The 24720-nt window shown below is 71.5% G+C and carries 16 protein-coding genes and 1 riboswitch; of the genes, 5 read left to right on the top strand and 11 right to left on the bottom strand.

What is annotated here, in order from left to right; all coding sequences use genetic code 11:
- Positions 1-70 precede the first annotated feature (70 nt).
- From CCS38_RS17910 to CCS38_RS17900, 3 genes are all read right to left on the bottom strand, one after another.
- Positions 71-904, bottom strand: coding sequence for a M23 family metallopeptidase (locus CCS38_RS17910; protein ID WP_223734290.1), 834 nt, complete (start codon positions 902-904; stop codon positions 71-73).
- 13 nt (positions 905-917) lie between these two features.
- Positions 918-1074: riboswitch (cyclic di-AMP (ydaO/yuaA leader) on the bottom strand.
- A 343-nt stretch (positions 1075-1417) separates the two neighbouring features.
- Entirely contained in the window at positions 1418-2785 is a 1368-nt protein-coding gene (locus CCS38_RS17905) for a M16 family metallopeptidase (protein ID WP_223734295.1), read from the bottom strand.
- A gap of 20 nt (positions 2786-2805) precedes the next feature.
- A complete protein-coding gene (locus CCS38_RS17900) occupies positions 2806-4194 on the bottom strand; it encodes a M16 family metallopeptidase (RefSeq protein WP_223734294.1) in 1389 nt (462 codons plus the stop codon).
- A 450-nt stretch (positions 4195-4644) separates the two neighbouring features.
- Between CCS38_RS17900 and CCS38_RS17895 the strand changes: the two genes are divergently transcribed.
- Positions 4645-7113: a DNA gyrase/topoisomerase IV subunit A gene (locus CCS38_RS17895; RefSeq protein ID WP_223734289.1), complete on the top strand. Its 2469-nt coding sequence runs from the start codon at positions 4645-4647 to the stop codon at positions 7111-7113.
- A 197-nt stretch (positions 7114-7310) separates the two neighbouring features.
- Here the strand turns inward: CCS38_RS17895 and CCS38_RS17890 are convergent, their stop codons facing one another.
- The gene (locus tag CCS38_RS17890) at positions 7311-8468 is read right to left on the bottom strand and encodes a CobW family GTP-binding protein (RefSeq protein ID WP_223734293.1); all 1158 of its coding nucleotides are present in this window, start codon (positions 8466-8468) and stop codon (positions 7311-7313) included.
- Positions 8469-8994: 526 nt separating this feature from the next.
- On the opposite strand from CCS38_RS17890, the gene CCS38_RS17885 reads away from it, so the two are divergent.
- From CCS38_RS17885 to CCS38_RS17875, 3 genes are all read left to right on the top strand, one after another.
- Positions 8995-9933, top strand: coding sequence for a ferredoxin family protein (locus CCS38_RS17885; RefSeq protein WP_223734288.1), 939 nt, complete (start codon positions 8995-8997; stop codon positions 9931-9933).
- 147 nt (positions 9934-10080) lie between these two features.
- Complete coding sequence (locus CCS38_RS17880; RefSeq protein WP_223734287.1) at positions 10081-11808, top strand: ATP-binding protein; 1728 nt, start codon at positions 10081-10083, stop codon at positions 11806-11808.
- A complete protein-coding gene (locus CCS38_RS17875; RefSeq protein ID WP_223734286.1) occupies positions 11805-12479 on the top strand; it encodes a DUF7342 family protein in 675 nt (224 codons plus the stop codon). The genes CCS38_RS17880 and CCS38_RS17875 overlap by 4 nt, the downstream gene beginning before the upstream one ends.
- A gap of 65 nt (positions 12480-12544) precedes the next feature.
- Here CCS38_RS17875 and CCS38_RS17870 read toward each other — a convergent pair whose 3' ends face one another.
- From CCS38_RS17870 to CCS38_RS17860, 3 genes are all read right to left on the bottom strand, one after another.
- Entirely contained in the window at positions 12545-14155 is a 1611-nt protein-coding gene (locus CCS38_RS17870) for a monocarboxylic acid transporter (RefSeq protein WP_223734292.1), read from the bottom strand.
- Between the two features lie 29 nt (positions 14156-14184).
- Positions 14185-14751, bottom strand: a complete 567-nt coding sequence (locus CCS38_RS17865) for a DUF485 domain-containing protein (RefSeq protein WP_223734285.1) — start codon at positions 14749-14751, stop codon at positions 14185-14187.
- A gap of 200 nt (positions 14752-14951) precedes the next feature.
- Complete coding sequence (locus CCS38_RS17860; RefSeq protein WP_223734284.1) at positions 14952-17072, bottom strand: DNA gyrase/topoisomerase IV subunit B; 2121 nt, start codon at positions 17070-17072, stop codon at positions 14952-14954.
- 433 nt (positions 17073-17505) lie between these two features.
- On the opposite strand from CCS38_RS17860, the gene CCS38_RS17855 reads away from it, so the two are divergent.
- Positions 17506-17736: a DUF7455 domain-containing protein gene (locus tag CCS38_RS17855; RefSeq protein ID WP_003981845.1), complete on the top strand. Its 231-nt coding sequence runs from the start codon at positions 17506-17508 to the stop codon at positions 17734-17736.
- Positions 17737-17984: 248 nt separating this feature from the next.
- Here the strand turns inward: CCS38_RS17855 and CCS38_RS17850 are convergent, their stop codons facing one another.
- From CCS38_RS17850 to CCS38_RS17835, 4 genes are all read right to left on the bottom strand, one after another.
- Positions 17985-18812, bottom strand: a complete 828-nt coding sequence (locus CCS38_RS17850; protein ID WP_223734283.1) for a S1 family serine peptidase — start codon at positions 18810-18812, stop codon at positions 17985-17987.
- Between the two features lie 136 nt (positions 18813-18948).
- Positions 18949-20508: an RNA polymerase sigma factor gene (locus CCS38_RS17845; protein ID WP_308050826.1), complete on the bottom strand. Its 1560-nt coding sequence runs from the start codon at positions 20506-20508 to the stop codon at positions 18949-18951.
- 649 nt (positions 20509-21157) lie between these two features.
- Positions 21158-22132 (bottom strand): FadR/GntR family transcriptional regulator, encoded by a 975-nt coding sequence (locus tag CCS38_RS17840; protein ID WP_078600639.1) that lies wholly within the window; start codon positions 22130-22132, stop codon positions 21158-21160.
- Between the two features lie 212 nt (positions 22133-22344).
- On the bottom strand, positions 22345-24588 hold the full coding sequence (locus tag CCS38_RS17835; protein WP_223734282.1) for an ATP-binding cassette domain-containing protein: 2244 nt from the start codon (positions 24586-24588) through the stop codon (positions 22345-22347).
- Between the last annotated feature and the right edge of the window lie 132 nt (positions 24589-24720).

The following is a 24720-nucleotide window of genomic DNA, read 5'->3' as shown; positions in this document are numbered from 1 at the left end:
GAGCGCATACGGAGACGCCGAAGCCCCGGCCGGGGGCCGGGGCTTCGGGGGGACGAAGAGGCGCAGGACCTCAGACGTTGACGCCGTGCGAGCGCAGGTAGGCGACCGGGTCGATGTCCGAGCCGTAGTCCGGGCCGGTGCGCGCCTCGAAGTGCAGGTGCGGACCGGTGGAGTTGCCGGTGCTGCCGGACAGCCCGATCTGCTGGTTCGCGGAGACCTTCTGGCCGACCGAGACGCCGATGGACGAGAGGTGGCCGTACTGGGTGTAGGTGCCGTCGTCCATCTTGAGGACGATGTTGTTGCCGTACGCGCCGCCCCAGCCGGCCTCGACGACGGTGCCCGCGCCGACGGCGTGGACGGCGGTGCCGGAGGCGGCGTGGAAGTCGATGCCGGAGTGGCTGCCGGAGGACCACAGGCCGCTGGACGCCTTGTACGGCGTGGAGACGTAGCTGCCGGCGATCGGCGCCACGAAGCCGCTGGAGCTGAGGGTGGTACGGGCGTCGGAGCGCGAGGCGCGCTCCTCCGTCGCCTTCTTCTTGGCGGCGGCCTTCTTCTCGGCGGCCTCGGCGGCGGCCTTGCGCTGGGCCTCCTGGGCCTTCTTCTTGGCGGCCTCGGCGCTCTTGACGGCGGCTTCCTCGACCTGCGCACGGGCGGCGGCGACCTCGGCGGCCTCCTCCTGCGCGTCGGCCTGGGCGACGATGTTGTCGGCGACCCGGTCGCCGGTGTCGGCGATGGCGCGGGTCAGGCCGGTGTCGGTGGCGGCCGGGTCCTCGTTCGCGGCCAGCGCCGGGGAGGCGATGGAGACGACGACGCCGGTCGCGGCGGCTATGCCGGCGATATTGCGGGTGGTCCGGGCAGCACGGCCGGGGCGGCGGTGCTTGCCGGTGGCACGGGTGAACGCCATGACCGGCGCACTCCTTTCCTTCCTTCTCGCCTACCGGGTTAGCTGACGGGTTCGGAGCAGGAAGGTCTCCTACGGCGGCCTCCGGGGAGGACGCCGATTCACCCCAAGGGGACATGTGGGTCCCCGGCTCCCCTGGCTCGCGCCGTACGGGGACTCGGCGATGACTGTCCGGCGGCCGCGGGCGCGGCGCACTTCTGACGAACAGCCGGACCGACGCTAAAGGGGACATCTCGCGATCAGCAAACAGAATCGGGAGTTTGTGCCGGACGCCACACGCGAGGGAGGCAACCACCTACAGCATTCCGGACAAAAGCGAAGATCCCGGGCCGCTTAAGCGACCCGGGATCCTTTATGTCCTGCTATGCGAGCGGTGTTGGTACGGTTCAAGTCAGCCTGTGACGGCACCGGTACGGCGCGTTCCGGCCCGTCCTTCCGCCGTACCGCACCAGCGAATTCACAACCGCTACCGCCGTGGCCGACACCGGTCAGCGACCGCCGCCGGCCCGCTCCCCATCAGCCCGTGACGACCGACACCTCGCCGATGCCCAGCTTCCGCACCGGCTCCGCGATCTGCGCGGCGTCGCCCACCAGGACCGTGACGAGCCGGTCCACCGGGAAGGCGTTGACCGCGGCGGCGGTCGCCTCGACCGTGCCGGTCTCGGCCATGCGCCGGTACAGCTCCGCCTGGAAGTCGTCGGGGAGGTGCTGCTCGACCTGGTCGGCCAGCGTCCCGGCGACGGCCGCGGCCGTCTCGTACTTCAGCGGCGCCACGCCCACCAGGTTCTGCACCGCCACGTCGCGCTCGGCGTCGGTCAGGCCCTCGGCGGCCAGCGTCCGCAGCACCTTCCACAGGTCCTCCAGCGCCGGCCCCGTGGACTCCGTGTCCACCGAACCGCTGATGGCGAGCATCGCGGCACCCGTGCCGTCAGCGGAGGAGCGCAGCACCTGCCCGAAGGCCCGTACGCCGTAGGTGTAGCCCTTCTCCTCGCGCAGCACGCGGTCCAGGCGGGAGGTGAGCGTGCCGCCCAGGCAGTACGTGCCGAGCACCTGGGCCGGCCAGACGCGGTCGTGCCGGTCGGCGCCGATGCGGCCGATCAGCAGCTGCGTCTGGACGGCGCCGGGGCGGTCGACGACGACCACGCGGCCGCGGTCGTCGGCGGTGATGGGCGAGGCGGCCACCGGCTCGGCGGCGGAGCCGGTCCAGGCGCCGAGGGTGTCCTCCAGCGCCGCGTCGAGGTCCACCCCGGTGAAGTCGCCGACGACGACGGCGGTGGCCGTGGCGGGGCGTACGTGCGCCTCGTAGAAGGCGCGGACCGCGGCGGCGTCGATGCGCGCCACCGTCTCCTCGGTGCCCTGGCGCGGCCGGGACATCCGGGAGGTGGCCGGGAACAGCTCCTTGGAGAGGGCCATTGCGGCACGCCGGGCCGGGTTGGCCAGCTCGTGCGGGATCTCGTCCAGGCGGTTCCGCACCAGGCGCTCGACCTCGCTGTCCGGGAAGGCCGGGGCGCGCAGGGCGTCGGCGAGCAGGCCGAGCGCCTTGACGAGGCGGGAGGCGGACACCTCGAGGGAGACGCGGATACCGGGGTGGTCCGCGTGTGCGTCCAGAGTGGCGCCGCAGCGCTCCAGCTCGGCGGCGAACTCCTCGGCGTCGTGCTTGTCGGTGCCCTCGGAGAGGGCCCGCGCCATGATCGTGGCGACGCCGTCCAGGCCCTCGGGCTCGGCGTCCAGCGGCGCGACGAGGTTGATCTCGACGGCCACGACCTGCTGGCCCGGGCGGTCGGCGCGCAGCACCGTCAGGCCGTTGCCGAGCGCGCCGCGCACCGGGGCCGGGAACGCCCACGGCTTCGGCTGCCCGGCCTGCGGCTGCGGGTGGAAGGTCATGGTCGGGGTCACGGCGTCGGTCACTGGGCCGCCTCCTCGGTCTTGGTCTCGGTCTCGTTCTGGACGGCGGCAGCGGCGGCTTCCGTCTCCCCGGCGGCCGCGCCCTCGGCGGACCGGGTCGGCTCGTAGACCAGTACCGCGCGGTTGTCGGGGCGCAGCCGGGCCGCGGCGACCGCCTTGACCTCCTCCGGAGTGATGTCCAGAAGGCGCTGTACGGCGTTCAGCGCGAGCTGCGGGTCGCCGAACAGCACCGCGTACCGGGCCAGTTCGTCCGCGCGCCCGGCGACCGTCTCCAGGCGGTCCAGCCACTCGCGCTCCAACTGGGCCTGCGCGCGCTCCATCTCCTCGGCGGTCGGGCCCTCCTCGGCGAAGCGCTTCAGTTCCTCGTCGACGGCCCGCTCGATGGCGGGCACCTCCACGCCGGCCGACGTCTTCGCGTCCAGCCAGCCCAGCGAGGGCGCGCCCGCCAGGCGCAGCAGGCCGAAGCCCGCCGCGACGGCCGTGCGGTCGCGGCGCACCAGGCGGTTGTAGAGCCGGGAGGACTCGCCGCCGCCCAGGATCGTCAACGCGACGTCCGCGGCGTCAGCCTCTCGGGTGCCGTCGTGCGGCAGCCGGTACGCCGCCATGAGGGCGCGCGAGGGCACCTCCTCGTGCACGACCTCGCGCAGCTCCTTGCCCATGATCTCGGGCAGCGAGCCGTCCCGCGGCGGTTGCTTGCCGTCGTGGCCGGGGATGGACCCGAAGTACTTCTCGACCCAGGCGAGGGTCTGCTCGGGGTCGATGTCGCCCACGATGGACAGCACGGCGTTGTTGGGCGCGTAGTACGTGCGGAAGAAGTTCCGCGCGTCCTCCAGGGAGGCGGCGTCCAGGTCGGCCATGGAGCCGATGGGCGTGTGGTGGTACGGGTGGCCCTCGGGGTAGGCCATCGCCGTCAGCTTCTCGAACGCGGTCCCGTACGGCACGTTGTCGTACCGCTGGCGGCGCTCGTTCTTCACCACGTCGCGCTGGTTCTCCAGCGACTCCTCGTCCAGTGCGGCCAGCAGCGAACCCATCCGGTCCGCCTCCAGCCACAGGGCGAGCTCCAGCTGGTGCGCCGGCATGGTCTCGAAGTAGTTCGTGCGCTCGAAGCTCGTGGTGCCGTTGAGCGAGCCGCCGGCGCCCTGCACCAGCTCGAAGTGACCGTTGCCCTTGACCTGCGCCGAACCTTGGAACATCAGGTGCTCGAAGAGGTGCGCAAGGCCCGTGCGGCCCTTCACCTCGTGGCGGGAGCCGACGTCGTACCACAGGCAGACCGCCGCGACGGGGGTCAGGTGGTCCTCCGAGAGCACCACGCGCAGGCCATTGGCCAGCCGGTGCTCGGTCGCTGTCAGGCCGCCGGAGCCGGCTTGTTCTGTGGCCGTGTGACCCATGGGCATGTACGTCCCTTCGATCCGCTTGCGAGGAAGTTCTGTCACTGTATGCAAGCGCGCAGGCATCTGGCGAAGTTCCCACCCGGCACCCCCGCCGGATGGAGATTCCCCGGATCGGGGCGCTCCGCACCTGCGTTCCGTTCTGGTGTTCGCCGCCTTTCGTGCGGTTTCCGGACTCGGCACGAGCGTCGCTCGCGGGGCTCCGGAGACCGGTCGGGGCCGGTGCGCAGGGGCGTTACGGACGGGTCGCGGTCGGCGATGTCAGTGCGGCGGTCCACAATGGTCCGCGACAGGTTCGGCCGTTGAGCGCGCCGGAGCACGGCAGATCCCGGCAGACTCAGCCGTCGGGCCTGCCCCGGCAGGGGACGCGAGCACCGCGCCGACCTGCCGGTCCAGCAGACGCCGTAGCCGTAAGCGAAGCAGAGTTCGAGCGAAGGAGCCGCAGCCGCGATGGCCCGCCGCAGCACGAAGACCCCGCCGTCAGGGGGCACACCGGAGCCTCAGGACTTCGAGGAGCGGATCCTCGACATCGACGTCGTCGATGAGATGCAGGGTTCCTTCCTGGAGTACGCGTATTCGGTCATCTACTCGCGCGCCCTGCCCGACGCACGCGACGGCCTCAAGCCCGTACACCGCCGCATCCTGTACCAAATGAACGAGATGGGCCTGCGCCCCGACCGCGGATACGTGAAGTGCGCCCGCGTCGTCGGCGAGGTCATGGGTAAGCTCCACCCGCACGGCGACGCGTCCATCTACGACGCGCTGGTGCGCATGGCGCAGCCCTTCTCCATGCGGCTGCCCCTGGTCGACGGCCACGGCAACTTCGGTTCGCTGGGGAACGACGACCCGCCGGCGGCCATGCGGTACACCGAGTGCCGGATGGACTCCGCGACGTCGCTGATGACGGAGTCGATCGACGAGGACACCGTCGACTTCCAACCGAACTACGACGGTCAGGAGCAGGAGCCCGTCGCCCTCCCGGCGGCCTATCCGAACCTCCTCGTCAACGGCGCCTCCGGCATCGCCGTCGGCATGGCGACGAACATGCCGCCGCACAACCTCGGCGAGGTCATCGCCGCCGCCCGACACCTCATCAAGCATCCGAACGCCGACCTCGAAACGCTGATGCGGTACGTCCCGGGCCCCGACCTGCCCACGGGCGGCCGCATCGTCGGCCTCTCCGGAGTCCGGGACGCGTACGAAAAGGGCCGCGGCACCTTCAAGATCCGCGCCACTGTCTCGGTCGAGAACGTCACGGCGCGCCGCAAGGGCCTGATCGTCACCGAACTGCCCTTCACGGTCGGCCCCGAGAAGGTCATCTCCAAGATCAAGGACCTGGTCGGCTCGAAGAAGCTGCAGGGCATCGCGGACGTCAAGGACCTCACCGACCGCGAGCACGGCCTCCGCCTGGTCATCGAGATCAAGAACGGCTTCAACCCCGAAGCCGTCCTGGAGACGCTGTACAAGCTCACTCCCATGGAGGAGTCCTTCGGCATCAACAACGTCGCGCTGGTCGACGGCCAGCCGCTGACGCTGGGCCTGAAGGAGCTCCTGGAGGTCTACGTCGACCACCGCTTCAACGTGGTGCGCCGGCGCAGCGAGTTCCGCCGCGGCAAGAAGAGCGACCGCCTGCACCTCGTCGAGGGCCTGCTCACCGCGCTGGTCGACATCGACGAGGTCATCCGCCTCATCCGCTCCAGCGAGAACAGCGCGGAGGCCAAGCAGCGGCTGATCGAGCGCTTCGGGCTGAGCGAGATCCAGACGCAGTACATCCTCGACACCCCGCTGCGCCGCCTCACCAAGTTCGACCGCATCGAGCTGGAGTCCGAGCGCGACACCCTCCGCGCCGACATCGAGAAGCTGACCAAGATCCTCGATTCCGACGCCGAGCTGCGCAAGCTGGTCTCCTCCGAACTGGCCTCGGTCGCCAAGAAGTACGGCAGCGAGCGCCGCACGGTCCTGCTGGAGTCCTCCGGCGCGGCCGCCGCCGCTGCGGTGCCGCTGGAGGTCGCCGACGACCCCTGCCGCGTCCTGCTGTCCTCCACGGGGCTGCTGGCGCGTACGGCGGGCGGCGAGGGCTCCTTCGACACCGACGCCAAGCGTGCCAAGCACGACGTCATCGTCTCCGCCGTCCCGGCCACGGCCCGCGCCGAGGTCGGCGCGGTCACCTCCGCCGGGCGGCTGCTGCGGCTGTCGGTCATCGATCTGCCGCAATTGCCGGAGACGGCCGCCACACCCAGTCTGTCCGGCGGCGCGAAGATCTCCGAGTTCCTCACCCTCGACGACGGCGAGGAGCTGGTCTGCCTGACCACCCTCGACGAGTCCTCACCCGGCCTCGCCCTCGGCACGGAACAGGGCGTGGTCAAGAGAGTCGTGCCGGACTACCCGGCCAACAAGGAGGAGTTGGAGGTCATCTCCCTCAAGGACGGTGACCGCGTCGTCGGCGCCGTCGAGCTGCGCACCGGCGAGGAGGACCTGGTCTTCATCAGCGACGAGGCCCAACTGCTCCGTTACCCGGCCGCGCAGGTACGTCCGCAGGGCCGCGCCGCCGGCGGCATGGCCGGCATCAAGCTCGCCGACGGCGCGAAGGTCATCTCCTTCACCGCCGTCGACCCGGCCGCCGACGCGGTGGTCTTCACCGTCTCCGGCTCGCACGGCACGCTGGACGACTCCATCAGTACCGCCAAGCTCACCCCCTTCGACCAGTACCCGCGCAAGGGCCGGGCGACCGGCGGCGTCCGCTGCCAGCGCTTCCTGAAGGGCGAGGACCATCTCACCCTGGCCTGGGCCGGCGCCGCACCGGCCCGCGCCGCGGACGCCAAGGGCAGCCCGGTGCCCCTCCCGGACCCGGACCCGCGCCGCGACGGCTCGGGCGTCCCGCTCACCAAGAAGGTGGCTACGGTGGCTGGGCCGGTTTAGGAACCACTCAGGGACGGTTTTTGGGGATCGGGGCGCCCTCTGGCAGGGGGCGCCTCGTTCCTGGCCCGGTGCTCGACGCCGTACGGCACTTCGGTGGCGTGCGGCGCCGGGTCCCGAGAGGCTTGTGGCGTGCGGCGCCGGGCCTCGGAGGCTCGGCGCGCGTGGCTCGGCTCGGCGTGCGTAGCTCGGCTTGTCGCTTACGCCTCCGCCGCGAATGCCTCGTCTTCCTCCGTCGTGTCCGGTTCCTCGTCGGAGGCGGTCGACGGTACGTACCGCAGCACTCCCCACATCGTGTGCGGGTCGGTCTCCTCGGGCGCGGTGTCGCGGCAGGCGTCCAGGCCCTTCCGCAGCGCCGGCGCGTCGATACCGGAGCCGATGAGCACGAGCTGCGTCAGCCGCTCCTCCCCCTCTGCCCACGGCCCGGGATAGAAGCGCAGAAAACCACCCACCGCGTGCACGGTGAACTTCTGCTCGCTGCCCGCCACCCCGAAGTGCACGAACCCCTTGATGCGGTACAGCCCGGCCGGCCGCGCGTCCAGGAACTCCATCAACCGCCGCGGATGCATCGGCTCGGCCGAGGTGAACTCCACGGTGTCGTATCCGGCGTGCAGATGACGCCGGTGCCCGTGCCCCTTGCAACTCTCCCCGTGGGCACCCCCTTCGTGCGCCGCACACTCCTCGTGCTCGTCGTGTTCCTCGTGCTCGACCTCCTCCCTGAGCAGGTCCTCGAAGGACAGCTGGCCCTCGGCCACGCCTTCCCTGGGCCGGCGTTCGAAGAGCAGCTCCGGATCGACCCGCCCGTGCGCCGCGGGCACGACCGGTGTACCGGGCGCCAGCTCGCCGAGGGTGCCCAGCAGCTCCGCTCGCCGCGCGTCGCCGATCCGGTCGGCCTTGTTGAGGACCACCAGGTCCGCGATGCCCAGGTGCCGGTCCAGCTCAGGGTGGCGAGCGCGCGTGCCCTCGAACTCCGCCGCGTCGACCACCTCGACCAGCCCGCCGTACACGATCCGGTCGCTCTCGCTCGCCAGGATCATCCGGATCAGCTCCTGCGGCTCGGCCAAGCCACTGGCTTCGATGACGATGACGTCGATGTGGGAGGACGGGCGCGCCAGCCGCTCCAGGTACGTGTCCAGCTCGCTCGTGTCGACCGCGCAGCACAGGCACCCGTTCCCCAGCGACACCATCGAGTCGACCTGGCCCGCGACCAGCATCGCGTCGATCTCGATCGCCCCGAAGTCGTTGACGACCGCCCCGATCCGGGTGCCGCCGCTCCGGCTCAGCAGATGATTGAGCAGGGTGGTCTTGCCGGACCCGAGGAACCCGGCGAGCACGACGACCGGGATCTGCCGCGACACGGAGTCCCCGGCGGTCGGGGCCGGGTCCTGACCCGGAGCCGGGTCCTGGCCCGGAGCCGGGCTCGGGCCCGCTGCCGCTCGGACGGTCTCCTGGTCCCGGCCGTCCGAGGCACGGGTGGCCGCGGCGGGGGTGGCCGGGCCAGGAGTGGCCGAGTGCTGCGTACTGGTCAAGGGGGCGCCTCCAGCGTGTCCGGTCGGTCCGCGTACACCCGCCGGCTCCGGCCGCGGCGTACATCGATCGAGCGTGGCGGGCACGGACCCGGCAGGCAGCGGTCGCTACGGAGCGGATTGCTGTCCGGAGGATCTGGACGATCTTCGGGCCCGTCGCCGGCTCCAGGATATTGGCGCCACGTCCGGCGCCCGAGCCACGCCGGTCCTCCCCGGATGCACGGCAGGTATCGGCTCCGCCGATCGGGTGCCCGGCAGGAGACAGAAGGCGGGAAATGTGCGGAGCACTCCGGCGAGGACAGGCCATTGCCGCCCCGCTGCCCGTCGGCGTCGCGCTCCTCAGGTTAGGCTCACCTTTGTGAGTACCTGCGCAACCGCTTCCCGCATGGCGGCCGAACCTCTGGCCGGCACTGCCGCCACCGCCCGGACCTGGCTGCTCGTCGAGCAGAGCGGCCCCTGGGGTGCCCAAGCGCTCACCGACAGTCACCTCGACCCGATCGTCGGCCGAGCCCTGGAGGCCGCCACCGCGAACACCGGCGTACGCGTCGCGTTGATCCGCCGTCCCGGCCGGCACGCCGACCGCGGCGCGAGCGCGCTGCGCCGGGTCTTCGTCGCGCACACGGCCCCCGGCCACTCCTGGATCCGCACGGCACGGATCGCCGACCCCGGCACGCTCCTTCATCTGGACTTCGCGGCGCTGGGCGCGGGAACGCACGGCGGCCTCTGGGAGCCGTACGCGGGCCGGCCGCCGGTCCTCGTGTGCACCAACGGCAAGCGCGACCGCTGCTGTGCCGTGCTGGGCCGGCCGCTCGCCGCGGAGCTTGCGGCGGACGGCATGGAGGCATGGGAGGTCACGCACATCGGTGGTCATCGCTTCTCCCCCACGCTCTTCGTGCTGCCGTACGGATACGCATACGGCCGGGCGGAGGCGCCGCTCGTCAAGGACGCCGTCGTCGCGGCGCGCGAGGGCCGGGTGGTCACCGACCACTGCCGCGGCCGCTCCACCTGGGACCGTCCGGCGCAGGCCGCCGATCTCGCGGTCCGCGAGCTGATCGGCGAGGACCGCGCCGACGCCCTCGACGTCACTCGGACCGAGAGCAACTCCTCCGGCGAGGGAACGCCGCCGTCCTGGGCCCTCACGCTCGCCCACGCCGACGGCCGCGCCTGGCGCGTCACCGTCGAGCAGTGCGCCGGCGACACCCCCGCCCCGGCCAGCTGCGGAGCCTCCGCCATTCCTCCCGCACTCATGTCCGTCACCGACATCACTGCCCTCACCCCCGCCATCGCCGCCCCGTGATCGTCACGTTCTGTGACCATGGCTGAAGATTAGAGCGATTCCGCCCGGCCGTGGCGGGCCTGTGGATAACTTTCGGCGGGGCCGCCGGCGAACGCGCGGGCCCGGCGATTACCCGAGCCACCGCCGACCCGCTTACTGTTCGTTCGTATGGGCGACAACGGCGAGGAGAGGGCGAGCGGCCCCGGCGCGGCAGGTGAGCCGCGCGGCGGCGGCCGGGCCCGGTTGCGACTGCGCTGGCCGCGCCGCGTGTTCGCACAGGTCCTGCTCGTGCAGCTGGCCATCGCCGCCGGCGTGACCGCGCTGGCGACCGGCCTTTTTCTCGCGCCGCTCAGCGCCCAGCTGGACGACCAGGCCATGCGCCGCGCCCTGGCCATCGCGCAGACCACCGCCGCCCAGCCGCGCCTGGGCGACGCGCTGAAGGCGTCCCGCCCCTCCCCCGGCGGCCCGGTTCAGGCGGCCGCCGAGCGGATCCGGCGGGCCACCGGCGCCGAGTACATCGTGATCATGGACGAGCGCGGCGTGCGCTGGTCGCACACCGATCCGGAAGAGATCGGCCGGCACGTCTCCACCGATCCCAGCGCCGCCCTCGCCGGCCGGGAGGTCATGCAGATCGACGAGGGCACCCTCGGCCGCTCGGCACGGGGCAAGGTGCCGCTGCGGGACGACCACGGCGGCATCATCGGCGCCGTCTCGGTCGGCATCGCGTACGAGAGCGTGCAACAGCGGCTCCTGTCGACCGTGCCCGACCTGCTGGCGTACGCGGGCGGGGCGCTCGCCGTGGGCGCGCTGGCCGCGTACCTCGTCGCGCGCCGGCTCCAGCGCCGCACGCACGACCTGGCCTTCTCCGACATCTCCGCGCTGCTCGCCGAGCGGGAGGCCATGCTGCACGGGATCCGCGAGGGGTTCGTCGCGCTGGACCGGTACGGGCGCATCCGGCTGATGAACGACGAGGCGCAGCGGCTGCTCGACCTGCGCGCGGAGGACACCGGCCGCCCCCTGGACACCGTCCTGCCCCCGGGCCGGACGACGGACGTGCTGGCGGGCCGGGCCTCCGGCGCCGACCTGCTCACCGTCAGCGGACAGCGGGTCCTGGTGGCCAACCGGATGCCGACCGACGACGGCGGCGCCGTGGTCACCCTGCGGGACCGTACGGAGCTGGAGCGGCTGGGCCGTGAGCTGGACGGTACGCGGGGCCTGATCGACGCGCTGCGCGCCCAGGACCACGAGCACGCCAACCGGCTGCACACGCTCCTCGGGCTGCTGGAGCTGGGGCTGTACGAGGAAGCGGTGGAGTTCGTGACGCACGCGGTCGGTGTGCACCGGGCGACCGCCGAGCAGGTCACCGAGCGCGTGCACGACCCGTTGCTGGCGGCGCTGCTGGTGGGGAAGGCGACCGTCGCCGCCGAGCGCGGCGTCTCGCTGAGCATGGCTCCGGCGACCCGGCTGCCGGACCGGGTGGTCGACCCGCACGGTCTCGTCACGGTGGTCGGCAATCTGGTCGACAACGCGCTGGACGCGGCGGCCGGCGGGCGGGACGGGCAGGTCGAGGTGGAGGTGCGCGCCGAGGGCCGCACGGCAATCGTGCGGGTCAGCGACAACGGCCCCGGTGTGCCGCGCGAGCGGCGCCAGGAGATCTTCACGGAGGGCTGGACCACGAAGGAGCCGCCGGCACACGGGCAGCGCGGTATCGGGCTGGTTCTCGTGCGGCGACTGGCCGAGCGCTACGGGGGCAGCGCCGAGGTGGACGACCGGCCGGGCGGCGGCGCACGGTTCACCGTGACGCTCCCCGACGCGCTCGCGGACGCCCTGTCCGAGACGCATGCCTCCGGTGCGGCCGGGGAATCACTGCCGGATCCTCTCGGGGGTGCCCGATGATCGACGTACTCGTCGTCGACGACGACGTCCGGGTGGCCGGGATCAACGCGGCGTACGTCGCGAAGATCGCCGGTTTCCGGGTCGTCGCGCAGGCGCACACTGCCGCCGAGGCGCTGGCCGTGCTGGAGAGCACGGCCGTCGACCTCATCCTGCTGGACCACTACCTCCCGGACGAGACGGGCCTGCAGCTCGTGGCCCGGCTGCGGCAGCGCGGCCTGCACACGGACGTGATCATGGTGACGGCGGCGCGTGACGTCGCCACCGTACGGGCCGCGATGCGGCACGGTGCGCTCCAGTACCTGGTGAAGCCGTTCACGTTCGCCGGGCTGCGTTCGAAGCTGGAGGGATACGCGGCGCTGCGGCGGACCTTCGAGGACGGCGGGCAGGCCGAACAGTCCGAGGTGGACCGGATCTTCGGGGCGCTGGGTGCCGCCAACGCCGGTCCGGCCGAGCTGCCCAAGGGACACTCGACGGCGACGGCCGACCGCGTACGGTCCGTCCTGCGCTCCGCCGAGACCCCGTTGTCGGCACAGGAGGTGGCGCGGCGGGCCGGCCTCAGCCGGCAGACCGCACAGCGGTATCTGAAGCTCTTGGAGCGGGCCGGGCGGGTCAAGCTGACGCTCCGGTACGGCGAGACGGGCCGGCCGGAGCATCGGTACGACTGGGTCTGAGCCGGGCCACAAGCCCCGCCAGGGCCGTCGTACGGCCTTATGCCGCCCCTGGGTTGTGTACGGCCTCACGCCGCCCCCGCGCCCGTCAGAGCCCGTACCTCCGTCTCCGCGTGGCGGGCGGCCCCGTCCGGCGCCTCCGCAGAGGTGACCGTACCGAGCCAGCCGAACAGGAAGCCCAGCGGGATGGAGACGAGGCCGGGGTTCTCCAGGGGGAAGAGCTGGAAGTCCATCCCGGGGAAGATCGCCGCAGGATTCCCGGAGACGACCGGTGACAGCGCCACGAGGACGAGTGCGGGGAGCAGCCCTCCGTAGACGGACCAGATCGCTCCCCGGGTGGTGAAGCGGCGCCAGAAGAGGGAGTAGAGCAGCACGGGGAGGTTCGCCGAAGCGGCGACCGCGAAGGCGAGGCCGACGAGGAAGGCGACGTTGAGGTCCTGGGCGAGCAGGGCGAGGCCGATGGCCACCGCCCCGACGCCGGCCGCGGCGATGCGGGCGACGGCGACCTCGCGGGAGGCCGCGCCCCGTTCGAGGCGGCCGCCGCGCCGGAGCGCGCCGTACAGGTCGTGCGCGACCGAGGCCGAGGAGGCGAGGGTGATGCCCGCGACGACGGCCAGGATCGTGGCGAAGGCGATCGCTGCGACCACGGCGAACAGGATCGTTCCGCCAGTGGAGTCGGGGCCGCCTCCCAGGTCGAGGGCGAGCAGCGGTACGGCGGTGTTGCCGGCCGGGTTGGCGGCCCGTACCGCGCCGGTCCCGAGGACGGCCGCCGCTCCGAAGCCGAGCACGATCGTCATCAGGTAGAAGCTGCCGATGAGCCCGATGGACCACACCACGGAGCGGCGGGCGGCGCGGGCAGTGGGCACGGTGTAGAAGCGCGACAGGATGTGCGGCAGGCCCGCGGTACCGAGGACCAGCGCGAGCCCGAGGCTGAGGAAGTCCAGCTGAGCGGTCCAGCTGCCGCCGTACTTGAGGCCCGGGGCGAGGAAGTCCGTGCCGTGGCCGCTCCGTTGCGCCGCGGTGGTGAGCAGCGTGCCGAGGTCCCCGTGGAAGCGGACCAGCACGAGGGCGGTCAGCGCGATGGCGCCGCCCATGAGGAGCACGGCCTTGATGATCTGGATCCAGGTCGTGGCCCGCATGCCGCCGCCGATGACGTAGAAGACCATCAGGGCGCCGACGCCGACCACAGTCCACGTACGTGCCACTTGGCTCGTCCCGCCGAGCAGGAGGGCGACCAGGCTGCCCGCGCCGACCATCTGGGCGACGAGGTAGAGCACGGAGACGGTGACGGACGAGACGCCCGCGGCGATCCGGACGGGGCGGCGGCGCATACGGGCGGCGACCACGTCGGCGAGGGTGAAGCGGCCGCAGTTGCGCACCAGTTCGGCCACGAGGAAGAGCACGAGGAGCCAGGCGACGAGGAAGCCCACGGAGTACAGCAGGCCGTCGTACCCGAAGAGGGCGATGAGGCCGGAGATGCCGAGGAAGGACGCCGCCGACATGTAGTCACCGGCGATGGCGAAACCGTTCTCCATGGGCGAGAAGAGCCTGCCCCCGGCGTAGAACTCCTCGGCGGAACCGTGCCGTCGGCGGCCGGCCCAGGCCGTGACCGCGAGGGTCGCGGCCACGAAGGCGCTGAAGAGGACGAGGGCCAGGATCTGGTGGTCATCGGTCGCCACCGAAGCGGCGAGGGCGGACGGGCGGCCGGTCAACGGAGGTTTCCTCCTGTCATCTCCTGGGTCTCCCAGCGCAGATCGAGCGCGGCCCGGTCCCGGCGCAGGCGGGCATGGCGGGCGTACGCCCAGGTGAGGACGAAGGTCGTGACGAACTGCCCGAGTCCGGCCAGCATGGCGACGTTGAGCGGGCCCATCACCTGGCGGGCCATCAGGCCGGGGGCGGTGACGGCCGCGATGACGTACGCGAGGTACCAGGTCAGGAAGAGGGCCGTGGCGGGCATGACGAAGCTGCGGTAGCGGCGGCGCACTTCCTGGAAGGCGGCGCTGCGCTGGACGGTGAGATACACCTCGGCGTGCGTCGGCTCCCCGGGGGCGTCCGCGCGCTGCGCCGGGAGGCTCGGCCACGACAGGTCGGGGCCGTCCTCCGCCGCGGCCTCGGCCGTCCCGCGCTCCTCATCGTCCGCGTCCGCGCGCTGCGCCGGCACACCGCCGTCCTCCCGCCCGGCCGCTCCCTGATCGCCCTGTCCGGAGGCGGGGGTGTCGTACCAGGGGTCGTCGAGCCGTACGGCTCCGGCCGGGCGGCCGTCGCGCTTCTCCACCAGGCATCTCCTTGTTCCGCGGCCTGTCTGGCCGTGCGCCCAAGGATGGACAGACTCGGTGGTTCCCGGACATCCATTGCGAATCCTTCACCCCATCAGGTGACGGACCAACTGGGAGGATTGAGTGCCGGCCACGCGGCACGGAGACGCACGGAGGGCCGTCCCCCCAGAGGCGGACGGCCCTCGTGCGACAGCGGGGATCAGGTGTCGATGCGCGAGCGGTCCAGGGACGCTGCGGAGTCGGTGATGAACCCCTTGCGCGGCGCGACCTCATTGCCCATGAGCAGGTCGAACGCCTTCTCCGCGGCCTCGAGGTCGCTGATGTTGATCCGGCGCAGGGTGCGGTGGCGCGGGTCCATCGTGGTCTCGGCGAGCTGGTCGGCGTCCATCTCGCCCAGGCCCTTGTAGCGCTGGATGCTGTCCTTGAAACGGACGTTCTTGCGCTGGAGTTCCAGCAGGGTCTGCCGCAGCTCGTTGTCCGAGTACGTGTAGATGTACTTGTCCTGGCCCTTCTTGGGGTTGATCAGCTCCACGCGGTGCAGCGGCGGCACGGCGGAGAAGACCCGGCCCTGTTCGATCATCGGGCGCATGTACCGCTGGAAGAGCGTGAGCAGCAGCGTACGGATGTGCGCGCCGTCGACATCGGCGTCGGCGAGGAAGATGACCTTGCCGTAGCGGGCCGCGTCGATGTCGAAGGTGCGGCCCGAACCGGCCCCTATGACCTGGATGATCGCGCCGCATTCGGCGTTCTTCAGCATGTCCGAGACGGAGGACTTCTGAACGTTCAGGATCTTGCCGCGGATCGGCAGCAGCGCCTGGAACTCGGAATTGCGCGCGAGCTTGGCCGTACCGAGCGCCGAGTCGCCCTCGACGATGAACAGTTCGCTGCGGTCCACGTTGTCGCTGCGGCAGTCGGCGAGCTTCGCGGGCAGCGAGGAGGACTCCAGCGCGGTCTTCCTGCGCTGCGCCTCCTTGTGCTGCCGGGCCGCGATGCGCGTACGGGCAGCCGCGACGGCCTTGTCCAGTACGGCGCGGGCCTGCGCCTTCGCGTCGCGCTTCGTGGAGGTCAGGAACGCCTTCAGCTCCTTGGCCACCACGTTGGCGACGATCCGGTTGGCCGCCGACGTGCCGAGTACTTCCTTGGTCTGGCCCTCGAACTGGGGCTCGGCCAGCCTTACGGTGACGACCGCCGTGAGCCCTTCGAGGGCGTCGTCCTTGACGATGTCGTCCTCGGCGACGCGCAGCAGCTTGGACGAGCGCAGCACTTCATTGACCGTCTTGGTCACGGAGCGTTCGAAGCCGCTGACGTGGGTGCCGCCCTTCGGGGTGGCGATGATGTTCACGAACGACTTGACGGTCGTGTCGTACCCGGTGCCCCAGCGCAGCGCGATGTCCACGCCCAGCTCACGGGTGACCTCGGTGGGCGTCATGTGCCCGCGGTCGTCCAGGACCGGCACCGTCTCCTTGAAGGTGCCCTGCCCCGAGAGGCGCAGCACGTCACAGACGGCCTTGTCCTGGGCGAGGTACTCGCAGAACTCGCTGATGCCGCCGTCGTAGTGGAAGGTCTCCTCGCTCGGCCCCTCGGTCTCGATGCCGCGCTCATCCCGTACGACGAGCGTGAGGCCGGGCACGAGGAAGGCGGTCTGGCGGGCGCGGGCGTGCAGCGTCTCCAGGGAGAGCTTGGCGTCCTTCAGGAAGATCTGGCGGTCCGCCCAGTAGCGCACCCGGGTGCCCGTGCGGGTCTTCGGGATGCGCTTGCCCTTGACGAGGCCGCCGGTGGGGTCGAAGGGGGCATCGGGGCCCGACTCGGTGAAGATGCCGGGGACGCCTCGCCGGAAGCTGATGGAGTGCGTCTTGGAGCTGCGGTCGACCTCGACGTCCAGGCGGGCGGAGAGTGCGTTGACCACGGAGGCACCGACGCCGTGCAGGCCGCCGGAGGCCGCGTAGGAGCCGCCGCCGAACTTGCCGCCGGCGTGCAGCTTGGTCATGACGACCTCGACGCCGCTGAGGCCGGTTTTGGGCTCGACATCGACGGGGATGCCGCGGCCGTTGTCCTGGACCTCCACGGAGCCGTCCTCGTGCAGGACGACCTCGATGCGGTCGCAGTAGCCGCCCAGCGCCTCGTCGACGGAGTTGTCGATGATTTCCCACAGGCAGTGCATCAGGCCGCGGCTGTCGGTGGACCCGATGTACATGCCGGGGCGCTTGCGGACGGCCTCCAGGCCCTCCAGGACGAGCAGATGCCGCGCGGTGTAGTTGGATCCGTCCCGGTCTGCCCCGGTCAGCACGGCGGTGGACGGCACGGACATCTCGGCGGTCACGCGGTTCGCTCCTCGCTGAATTTCTGGTGGTCCGCGTTCCGCGGACCCTGTGTGTGGCGGTGTCGCCGGTCAGAGGGTACCGAGGCCAGGTAGAGCCGATGTGACGCCACCCGTAAGCGGGCCCATGCTAGTAGAGTTTCGTTCGTACGTTCTATTCCTCGTGTGGGTGACGTGAACATCACGTTCCCTTCGAGGCATGAACCATTTAGGCTCCGGGCACGTCCTCATCAACGACCGGCAACCCAGCCGGGAGGACAGGCCCGACCGACACTTGAATCAGACCACCACGCAATACGGCTCATTCGCCGCCAACCGGCAGCACCCGGCCACCCCGGAAAAAATTTTTCGAGGAAAAGCCACGAGCGGGAACGTTTTCGGCCTGGTTGGATGTTGACCCTGGTACGACAGCTCGTCGAGCTAGAGAAGAGGCGACGTGACTACTGTTCTGACCCCCGCGAGCCCGCTGACGGCCGCTGACCGCTGCGACCGCTGCGGCGCACAGGCATACCTGCGCGTCGTCCTGATGTCCGGCGGCGAACTGCTCTTCTGCGCTCACCACGGGCGCAAGTTCGAGCCAGAACTCAAGAAGATCGCCGCGGAGATACAGGACGAGACGGAGCGGCTGACCGCCTCTCCGGCGTCCGCGTCCGATGAGGAACGCTGACACATCGCACCGACGACGAGCGAGTAGCGGCTACGAGCCGTGCGCGGGCGGTTTCACCCGGTACCCACCGGGGAGACCGCCCGCACTCGTACTCACATCGGTGTCCTTCGGCGTCCGACCTTCGTGATCCGTCACGAGGACCGGCACGCCCCGTCCTACGCTGCCCCCTCAGAGGATTTCCCGGGGTACTGAGCGGCTCTTGAGCCGCTCCCCGACCCCTTGGCCCCAGCCGCTCCCCGCGGCCGCTCTCAGCCGCCCTGGGCCATCACCGCTTGCTTGGCGGCCGAGACACGCGTGTAGACGCCCGGCTTTCCCGGCTCTCCGCAGCCGGTGCCCCAGGAGACCAGCCCCACGAGCCGCCCGTTCGCCACGAGCGGTCCGCCGCTGTCCCCCTGACAGGCGTCGTGCCCGCCCTGCTGCGTGCCCGCGCAGAGCATCGAGCCGCCGTCGTACGTGCCGTCCACGCTCTTCGGGTACGCACGCTTGCAGGCGGAGTCCTGCATGACCTGCACCCGTGCCGCGCGCAGCACCGAGGAATACGTACCGTTGCCGGTCGTGTCGCCCCAGCCGTAGACCGAGGCGCCCGTGCCCGGCTGGTACGCGCGATCACCGAGGCCCGCCATCGGCAGCGCGTAACTGCTCGGCGTCATGCCGCGCAGCTTCACGATGGCGAAGTCCCCCGCGTTCGTCGTGGCGTCGTACTCGGGGTTGATCCAGACCCTGCTCGTCGCCAGCTCCCTGCCCGTACGGCCGCGCAGGTCGGTGCGGCCGACGATCACCCGCAGGTCCTTCACCTGGGCCGGGGACGCGCCCAGCACGTCCTTGCCCATGCAGTGCGCTGCCGTGAGCACCGTCGAGGGTCCCACCAGGACGCCTCCGCAGAACTGCCCGGAGCGTTCGTTCCCGAAGCGTTCGCGGCTCGCCAGTGCGACGACCCAGGGGCTGGAGGAGCTCTGCACCTGCCGTCCCCCGACGATGACGCTGTCGGCGGCGGCCGGCCCCGGCACTCCGAGTGCGGCGACGGCCGGCGCGATGGCGGCGAGGACCGTGGTGACAGCGCGGGTGCGGATGCCCATACCGACTCCTGACTCTGGGGGAGCATTCGTACACCCACAGTGAGTCAGTTGGCCGAGTGCCGCACCCCGGACACGCCGGAGCCCGGCCACTCCACGGGCGGAGTGACCGGGCCCACATGCCCGCTGACCTGGGACGTCAGTCCAGGTAGTCGCGCAGCACCTGAGAACGCGAGGGGTGCCGCAGCTTGGACATCGTCTTGGACTCGATCTGGCGGATACGCTCGCGCGTGACGCCGTAGACCTTGCCGATCTCGTCCAGCGTCTTGGGCTGGCCGTCGGTGAGGCCGAAGCGCATCGAAACGACGCCCGCCTCACGCTCCGAGAGCGTGTCAAGGACCGAGTGGAGCTGTTCCTGCAGAAGAGTGAAGCTGACCGCGTCGGCCGGCACGACGGCCTCGGAGTCCTCGATGAGGTCACCGAACTCGCTGTCACCGTCCTCGCCCAGCGGGGTGTGCAGCGAGATGGGCTCGCGGCCGTACTTCTGGACCTCGATGACCTTCTCGGGGGTCATGTCGAGCTCCTTGGCCAGCTCCTCCGGAGTGGGCTCGCGGCCCAGGTCCTGGAGCATCTGGCGCTGCACACGGGCGAGCTTGTTGATGACCTCGACCATGTGGACAGGGATACGGATCGTCCGCGCCTGGTCGGCCATGGCGCGGGTGATCGCCTGACGGATCCACCACGTCGCGTACGTGGAGAACTTGTACCCCTTGGTGTAGTCGAACTTCTCGACCGCACGGATCAGACCGAGGTTGCCCTCCTGGATCAGGTCCAGGAAGAGCATGCCGCGGCCGGTGTAGCGCTTGGCCAGCGAGACCACGAGGCGGAGGTTGGCCTCCAGCAGGTGGTTCTTGGCGCGGCGGCCGTCCTCGGCGATGATCTCCAGCTCACGCTTGAGCTTCGGCGCGAGCTTGTCGGAGTTCGCCAGCTTGTCCTCGGCGAACAGGCCGGCCTCGATGCGCTTCGCGAGCTCGACCTCCTGCTCGGCGTTGAGCAGCGGGACCTTGCCGATCTGCTTGAGGTAGTCCTTGACCGGGTCGGCGGTGGCGCCGGCCGCGGCGACCTGCTGCGCGGGGGCGTCGTCCTCGTCCTCGTCCGACAGCACGAAGCCCGCGGCCTCGGTGCCCTCGGCCGCCTCGGGCGCATCGCCCTTGCCCGGCGCCGCCGGGGTCTCCTCGACGGTGTCCTCTTCGAGGATCTCGTCGACGGCGTCCTTCTTCGTCTTCTTGGCCGTGGTCTTCTTCGCGGCCGTCTTCTTGGCCGTGGCCTTCTTCGCGGTGGCCTTCTTGGCCGCCGCCTTCTTCGCCGGCGAGGGCTCCGCCTCGGCGCCCGGGCCGTCGGACACCGGGGCGACGGACGCGGCCGCTGCCGCGGTGGTCTTCTTGACCGCGGCGGCCTTGGCCGCGACGGTCTTGGTGGCGGTGCGCTTCGCCGGACTCTTCGCTGCGACGCTCTTGCGGGTGCGCTTGGGCGCCTCTGCGGCACTGACCATCAGCGTCACACCCTCCTCGTCGAGGATTTGGTTGAGGCTGCGCAGAACGTTCTTCCACTGGGTTGGCGGAATCTGGTCAGCCTCGAAGGCCCGACGCACGTCATCGCCGGCGATCTGCCCATCAGCCTTTCCCCGCTCGATGAGCGCCATCACAGACTCGGACTCGGCGATCTCCGGCGGGAGCGTACGGGATGTGCTGGCCGACACGAACAACCTCTCGGAACGATGGAAACGGCTTCCGGCCCCGTCCACTGTGGACCGGAGCCGACGACCGTCGACGGGGTTGGGCCGACGGCGCAGGGGCAACCAGGGAGTTGGGACAGCGCCGCAAGCGGCCGCCGTATTCCCTCCTCGGCTATCACCTCTTAAGTCATCGCGCTTCCCCGCAGAGCGTTACGCCCAATCCGCGTGGCCCGAGTCACACCCCATAACGACGCATTTTGCGCGATCTGGGGCGTACTGGAGAGGAGGAGGCGAGAAGGGAGCCTCGGCGGCCACGAGGGGCGCCGGCCGACCAGGCGGCCGCCCCGCACGGAGACGTGCGGCTCGGCGACCGCCCCACTGGCCCGTACGGCCCGCCGGCACGTACGGGTTCCCTTCCTTGCGTTCGCTGCGTTGCTTCGTCGCGGTATTCGTCGCGCCGGCCACGTCGGCCGCATGCGCTTCCTCGGTTGAGTCGACTGCGTGGGTTGCGTTCCTTGGTGTGCGCGTACGGGTGCGCACCTCGGCTGCGCCGTCTCGCCGCCCTCTTCGCGGAGACGGGTGCGCCACCGCCGGGAGGCGGCCGGTCGCGCAGGGGTGCGGCGTACGGTTTCTTCAGGGCGGGGTGCCTGGGAGTGAGGCGGTTTCGGGGGTGTCAGTGCTCGCGGGGCGCGGGCACCACACGGTCCGCCGCGCCGCTCCCGACCGGTCCCCCGGCCTCGCCGTCGGTCGCAAGGAGCTGACGCATCGCGACCTCGGCGCCTGCCGCGTCGCCCGCACCGATCGCGTCGACGATCTTCATGTGCTGGCCGACGGACGTTTCGGCGGGGTGCTCGCAGCCGAGGGACGAGCCGCCGGAGACCTGGAGCGCCGCGGAGACGATGCCGGAGAGGTGCTCCAGCATGCGGTTGCCCGTGAGCTGGAGGAGCAGCGAGTGGAACTCGGCGTCGGCGCGGGCGAAGGTCAGCGAGTCGCCCTGAGCCGCGGAGTGGCCCATGATCTCGGCCATGTCGGCGAGGCGCTGCTGCACGTCCTCGCGGCCGTGCCCCGCGGCCAGGCGCGCGGCGAGCGGCTCGATGGTCCAGCGCAGCTCGCACAGCTCGCGGCGCTGGTCGTCGCGCTGGGGGCCGTAGGCCCGCCACTCGATGATGTCGGGGTCGAGGAGGTTCCAGTCGCTGACCGGGCGGACCCGGGTACCGACGTTCGGACGCGCGCTGACCAGGCCCTTGGCCTCCAGGACACGCAGCGATTCGCGGACGACGGTGCGGGAGACCTCGAAGCGCTGGCCGATCTCTTCGGGGACGAGCGGACGGTCGGCCCCGAGGTCACCGGAGACGATCATCTGGCCGAGCTGCTGGACGAGTTGGCCGTGCAGGCCACGGCCCCGGCTGCCGGCTGCGCGGCGGCCTACCCGGCCCAGCTCGCTTTCGTGGCCGTCCCACACGGGAGCCACGCGGTCGGTGCGCTCGCCGCCGACGGCGTCGGCGTAGGGGTAGCGGTCGAGCTCGCCCGGGCCGGTCAGGCCGGTGTCGGCGGGGCGAGTCGCGGTCATCATGGTGTGCGCAAGGGTACTCACGCATCCTTTGTCGGCGACGTGCCGGAGCGCCTTGAGGTCTTTGGTGAAAAGCACACGAAAGGGTGATCGCCCATCACCCTACAATTGACGCTTTATCGGAAGGAAGCAGACGCATCACGCAGAGCCCTGGACAGTTCGCGCTGCCGGGATGCGGGAAGCGGCGGGGCCTCGTGAGTACCGCGCTGTTCCGGCCCCTCTGCTCATCTCGTCTTTCGCTGATTCCTCACCTGCACCATCAGCCTTTCGGTCAGGGGTCGCTTGTGCCCTCAACGTGCTCTTCTGTTCAGGGCGGTCAGGGTGTACGCGCACAGCAGGGCCGCGAGCGACAGCGTCAGCGCGCCGGCCACCGGGTGCGTCGCCAGCCGCCAGGCGGCATCGGTCAGCCGGTCGACGCCGGAGGGCCACTCGACCGCGGCCGTCGTCCGTACCCGCGCCGGGAAGCCGACCATCGAACGCGCAGCCGGATCGCTCAACAATCCCTGGATCAGCGGGACCACGGCGACAGGTACCGCCAGTAGCGTCGCCAGTCCCATCGCCGTCGACCGGAAGAGGCCCGCCGCCAGGAGGCCGGTCCATGCGGACCCGATGAGCAGCGCGCCCCAGCCGAATGACAGCAGCGGCCAGTCGGCGACCGCGGGCAACGCCTGCACACCGAAGACATAGCCCACGAGTACGCCGTCGATGACGAGCGAGGCCAGCGCCAGCACGGCCGCGCTCGCCGCGCTGACCAGCAACTTGGCGGCCAGCAGCCGCACACGGCGGGGCACGGAGCCCTGCTCGGGCGCGAGTGCCGGGTACCGGAACTCCTGTCCAAAGGCGAGCGCGCCGATCAGTCCCGCCCCCACCGCGGCGGGCGGGAACGGCAGCCGGTCCGGCCAGCCCATCAGTACGCGGTCGGCCGGTGCGCCGCCAGTGCGCGCCAGTACCCACGTCAGGACGAAGGAGATCGCCAGTACGAGAATGCCTACGACGATTCCCGTACGGTCACTGGCCGCTCGCCGCAGCTCATAACGGACCGGCCAGGCGGGCCCCGGTGCGGACAGTCGCGGCAACATCAGCTGAGCCGCCGGCACCTTGCCGCGAGGCGATGGGGAAGTGCGCGGCGCACGAGGGGCCGCGAGGGGGACCGCTGTGCCATGGGGCGGGGTGCCGGTCGGGCCGACCGCAGGCGCTCCGCTGTCCCCAGGGGCGGCGGGCGCGGTGGCGAGTTCGAGGGTGGACGCGATGGTGCCGTCGGGGTCCTTCGTGAGCGAAAGAGGCCGGGGGGACGACGGCGCGGTGGCCGTACGGCCCGATGCCGGGAGGCCGTCGGCCCCGTCCGTGCTCCCCATGACGACGGACCCGGAGATCACCGCGCAGTGCCCTCCGGCGTCCTTGCGCACCAGTTCGCCGGCGTGCGTGCGCTCTTCACCGGCGTGCGCCTCGGCCCGCGCTTCATCCCCTGCCGCGGCGTGCGGCTCGTCGCGTTCTCCGCGCGCCGCGACGGCGTACCGGGCGTCGTCCTTCTCGGTGTCCGCCTCGGCCTTGGCCGGCTCCGCGGCCACCATCGCGCCCTGACCGGCCGTCAGTCTCGCCGCAGCCCGGCCGTCGGCCCGGTTGAGCGGCACGGCCGGGCGGGCGTCCCCCGTCTCGTCCGCGAGCTGGTGCACTAGGATTCCGTGCCGGAACGCCGTATCCCCCACCAGGGCACAGCTGCTCCCGTACACGGCGAGGCGGTTGCCGCTCTCCCGTACGACCTCCAGCGGCTGTTCCGCGCGCGGGTCCACCGCGGGGTCAGCGCGCTGCCACTCGTCGACCAGGAGCGCCGCCAGCCGGTCGGCGTGCGGCGACCGCACGCTGACCCGGGGCCGCAGCCGGGCGTGCGTGAAGTCCCCGGTTTCCTGTTCGGCGAGCAGCCTGCCGTCCTCGATCGTGACGACCCGGTCGCCCAGCCGGGCGGCCGCCTTGGGGTCGGAGGCCGTGACGAGCACGCTGCCGCCGCGCTCGGCGAATCCCCGCAGCAGCCCGTACAGCCAGGCTCTCTCGCGCGGCGACAGGCCGTCGTCCGGCTCGTCGAGGAGCAGCGTGTGCGGGTCGCCGAGCAGGGCGGCCGCCATGCCCAGCCGGCGGTCCATGCCGCGCGAGAATTCGCCCAGGCGCTGTTCCGCCAGGCCGCCGAGGCCGACGGCCTCCAGGACGTCCTCGGCGCGGTCCGGGGAGACTCCGGCCGCGGCGGTGAGCATCCGCAGGTGCGAGCGGGCCGTACGGGCGGGGTGGCCGGGTACGTCGCCGAGCAGCACGCCCAGTTCCCGCGCCGGGTTCGGCAGGCGGTGCAGGGGGCGGCCGCGGAAGAGGGTGATGCCCCGCCCGCGCTCCAGCCGCAGCATCAGACGCAGGGCCGTCGTCTTGCCCGCGCCCCGGGCGCCGAGCAGGACGGTGACCGCGCCGGCCGGCGCCTCGAAGGTCAGATCGTCCACGGCAGGCGGCAGCCCGCGCCGGGCTTCGCTGGTCAGTCCGACGGCCTGAATCATCGCGCGCCTCGCGGGATACGCGACTCCGCGGCGTCGGCCCCGGAAACGGCAAGGGGGCCGCGGAGGGGGGCGGGAGCGAGGACGGAGGCGGCAGCGTGGCGGACGGCAAGGACGCCGCGGGACGCAGCAGCG

This window comes from Streptomyces purpurogeneiscleroticus (genome assembly GCF_020024005.1).
In the GTDB taxonomy this organism is placed as follows: Bacteria; Actinomycetota; Actinomycetes; order Streptomycetales; family Streptomycetaceae; genus Streptomyces; species Streptomyces purpurogeneiscleroticus.
This window is presented reverse-complemented; position numbering and strand designations above follow the sequence as displayed.

Coding starts and splice junctions, on each gene's coding strand:
- CCS38_RS17850 (WP_223734283.1), bottom strand. CDS start 18,812: ATGGGCATCCGCACCCGCGCTGTCACCACGGTCCTCGCCGCCATCGCG.
- CCS38_RS17895 (WP_223734289.1), top strand. CDS start 4,645: ATGGCCCGCCGCAGCACGAAGACCCCGCCGTCAGGGGGCACACCGGAG.
- CCS38_RS17905 (WP_223734295.1), bottom strand. CDS start 2,785: ATGACCTTCCACCCGCAGCCGCAGGCCGGGCAGCCGAAGCCGTGGGCG.
- CCS38_RS17910 (WP_223734290.1), bottom strand. CDS start 904: ATGGCGTTCACCCGTGCCACCGGCAAGCACCGCCGCCCCGGCCGTGCT.
- CCS38_RS17875 (WP_223734286.1), top strand. CDS start 11,805: ATGATCGACGTACTCGTCGTCGACGACGACGTCCGGGTGGCCGGGATC.
- CCS38_RS17900 (WP_223734294.1), bottom strand. CDS start 4,194: ATGGGTCACACGGCCACAGAACAAGCCGGCTCCGGCGGCCTGACAGCG.
- CCS38_RS17835 (WP_223734282.1), bottom strand. CDS start 24,588: ATGATTCAGGCCGTCGGACTGACCAGCGAAGCCCGGCGCGGGCTGCCG.
- CCS38_RS17880 (WP_223734287.1), top strand. CDS start 10,081: ATGGGCGACAACGGCGAGGAGAGGGCGAGCGGCCCCGGCGCGGCAGGT.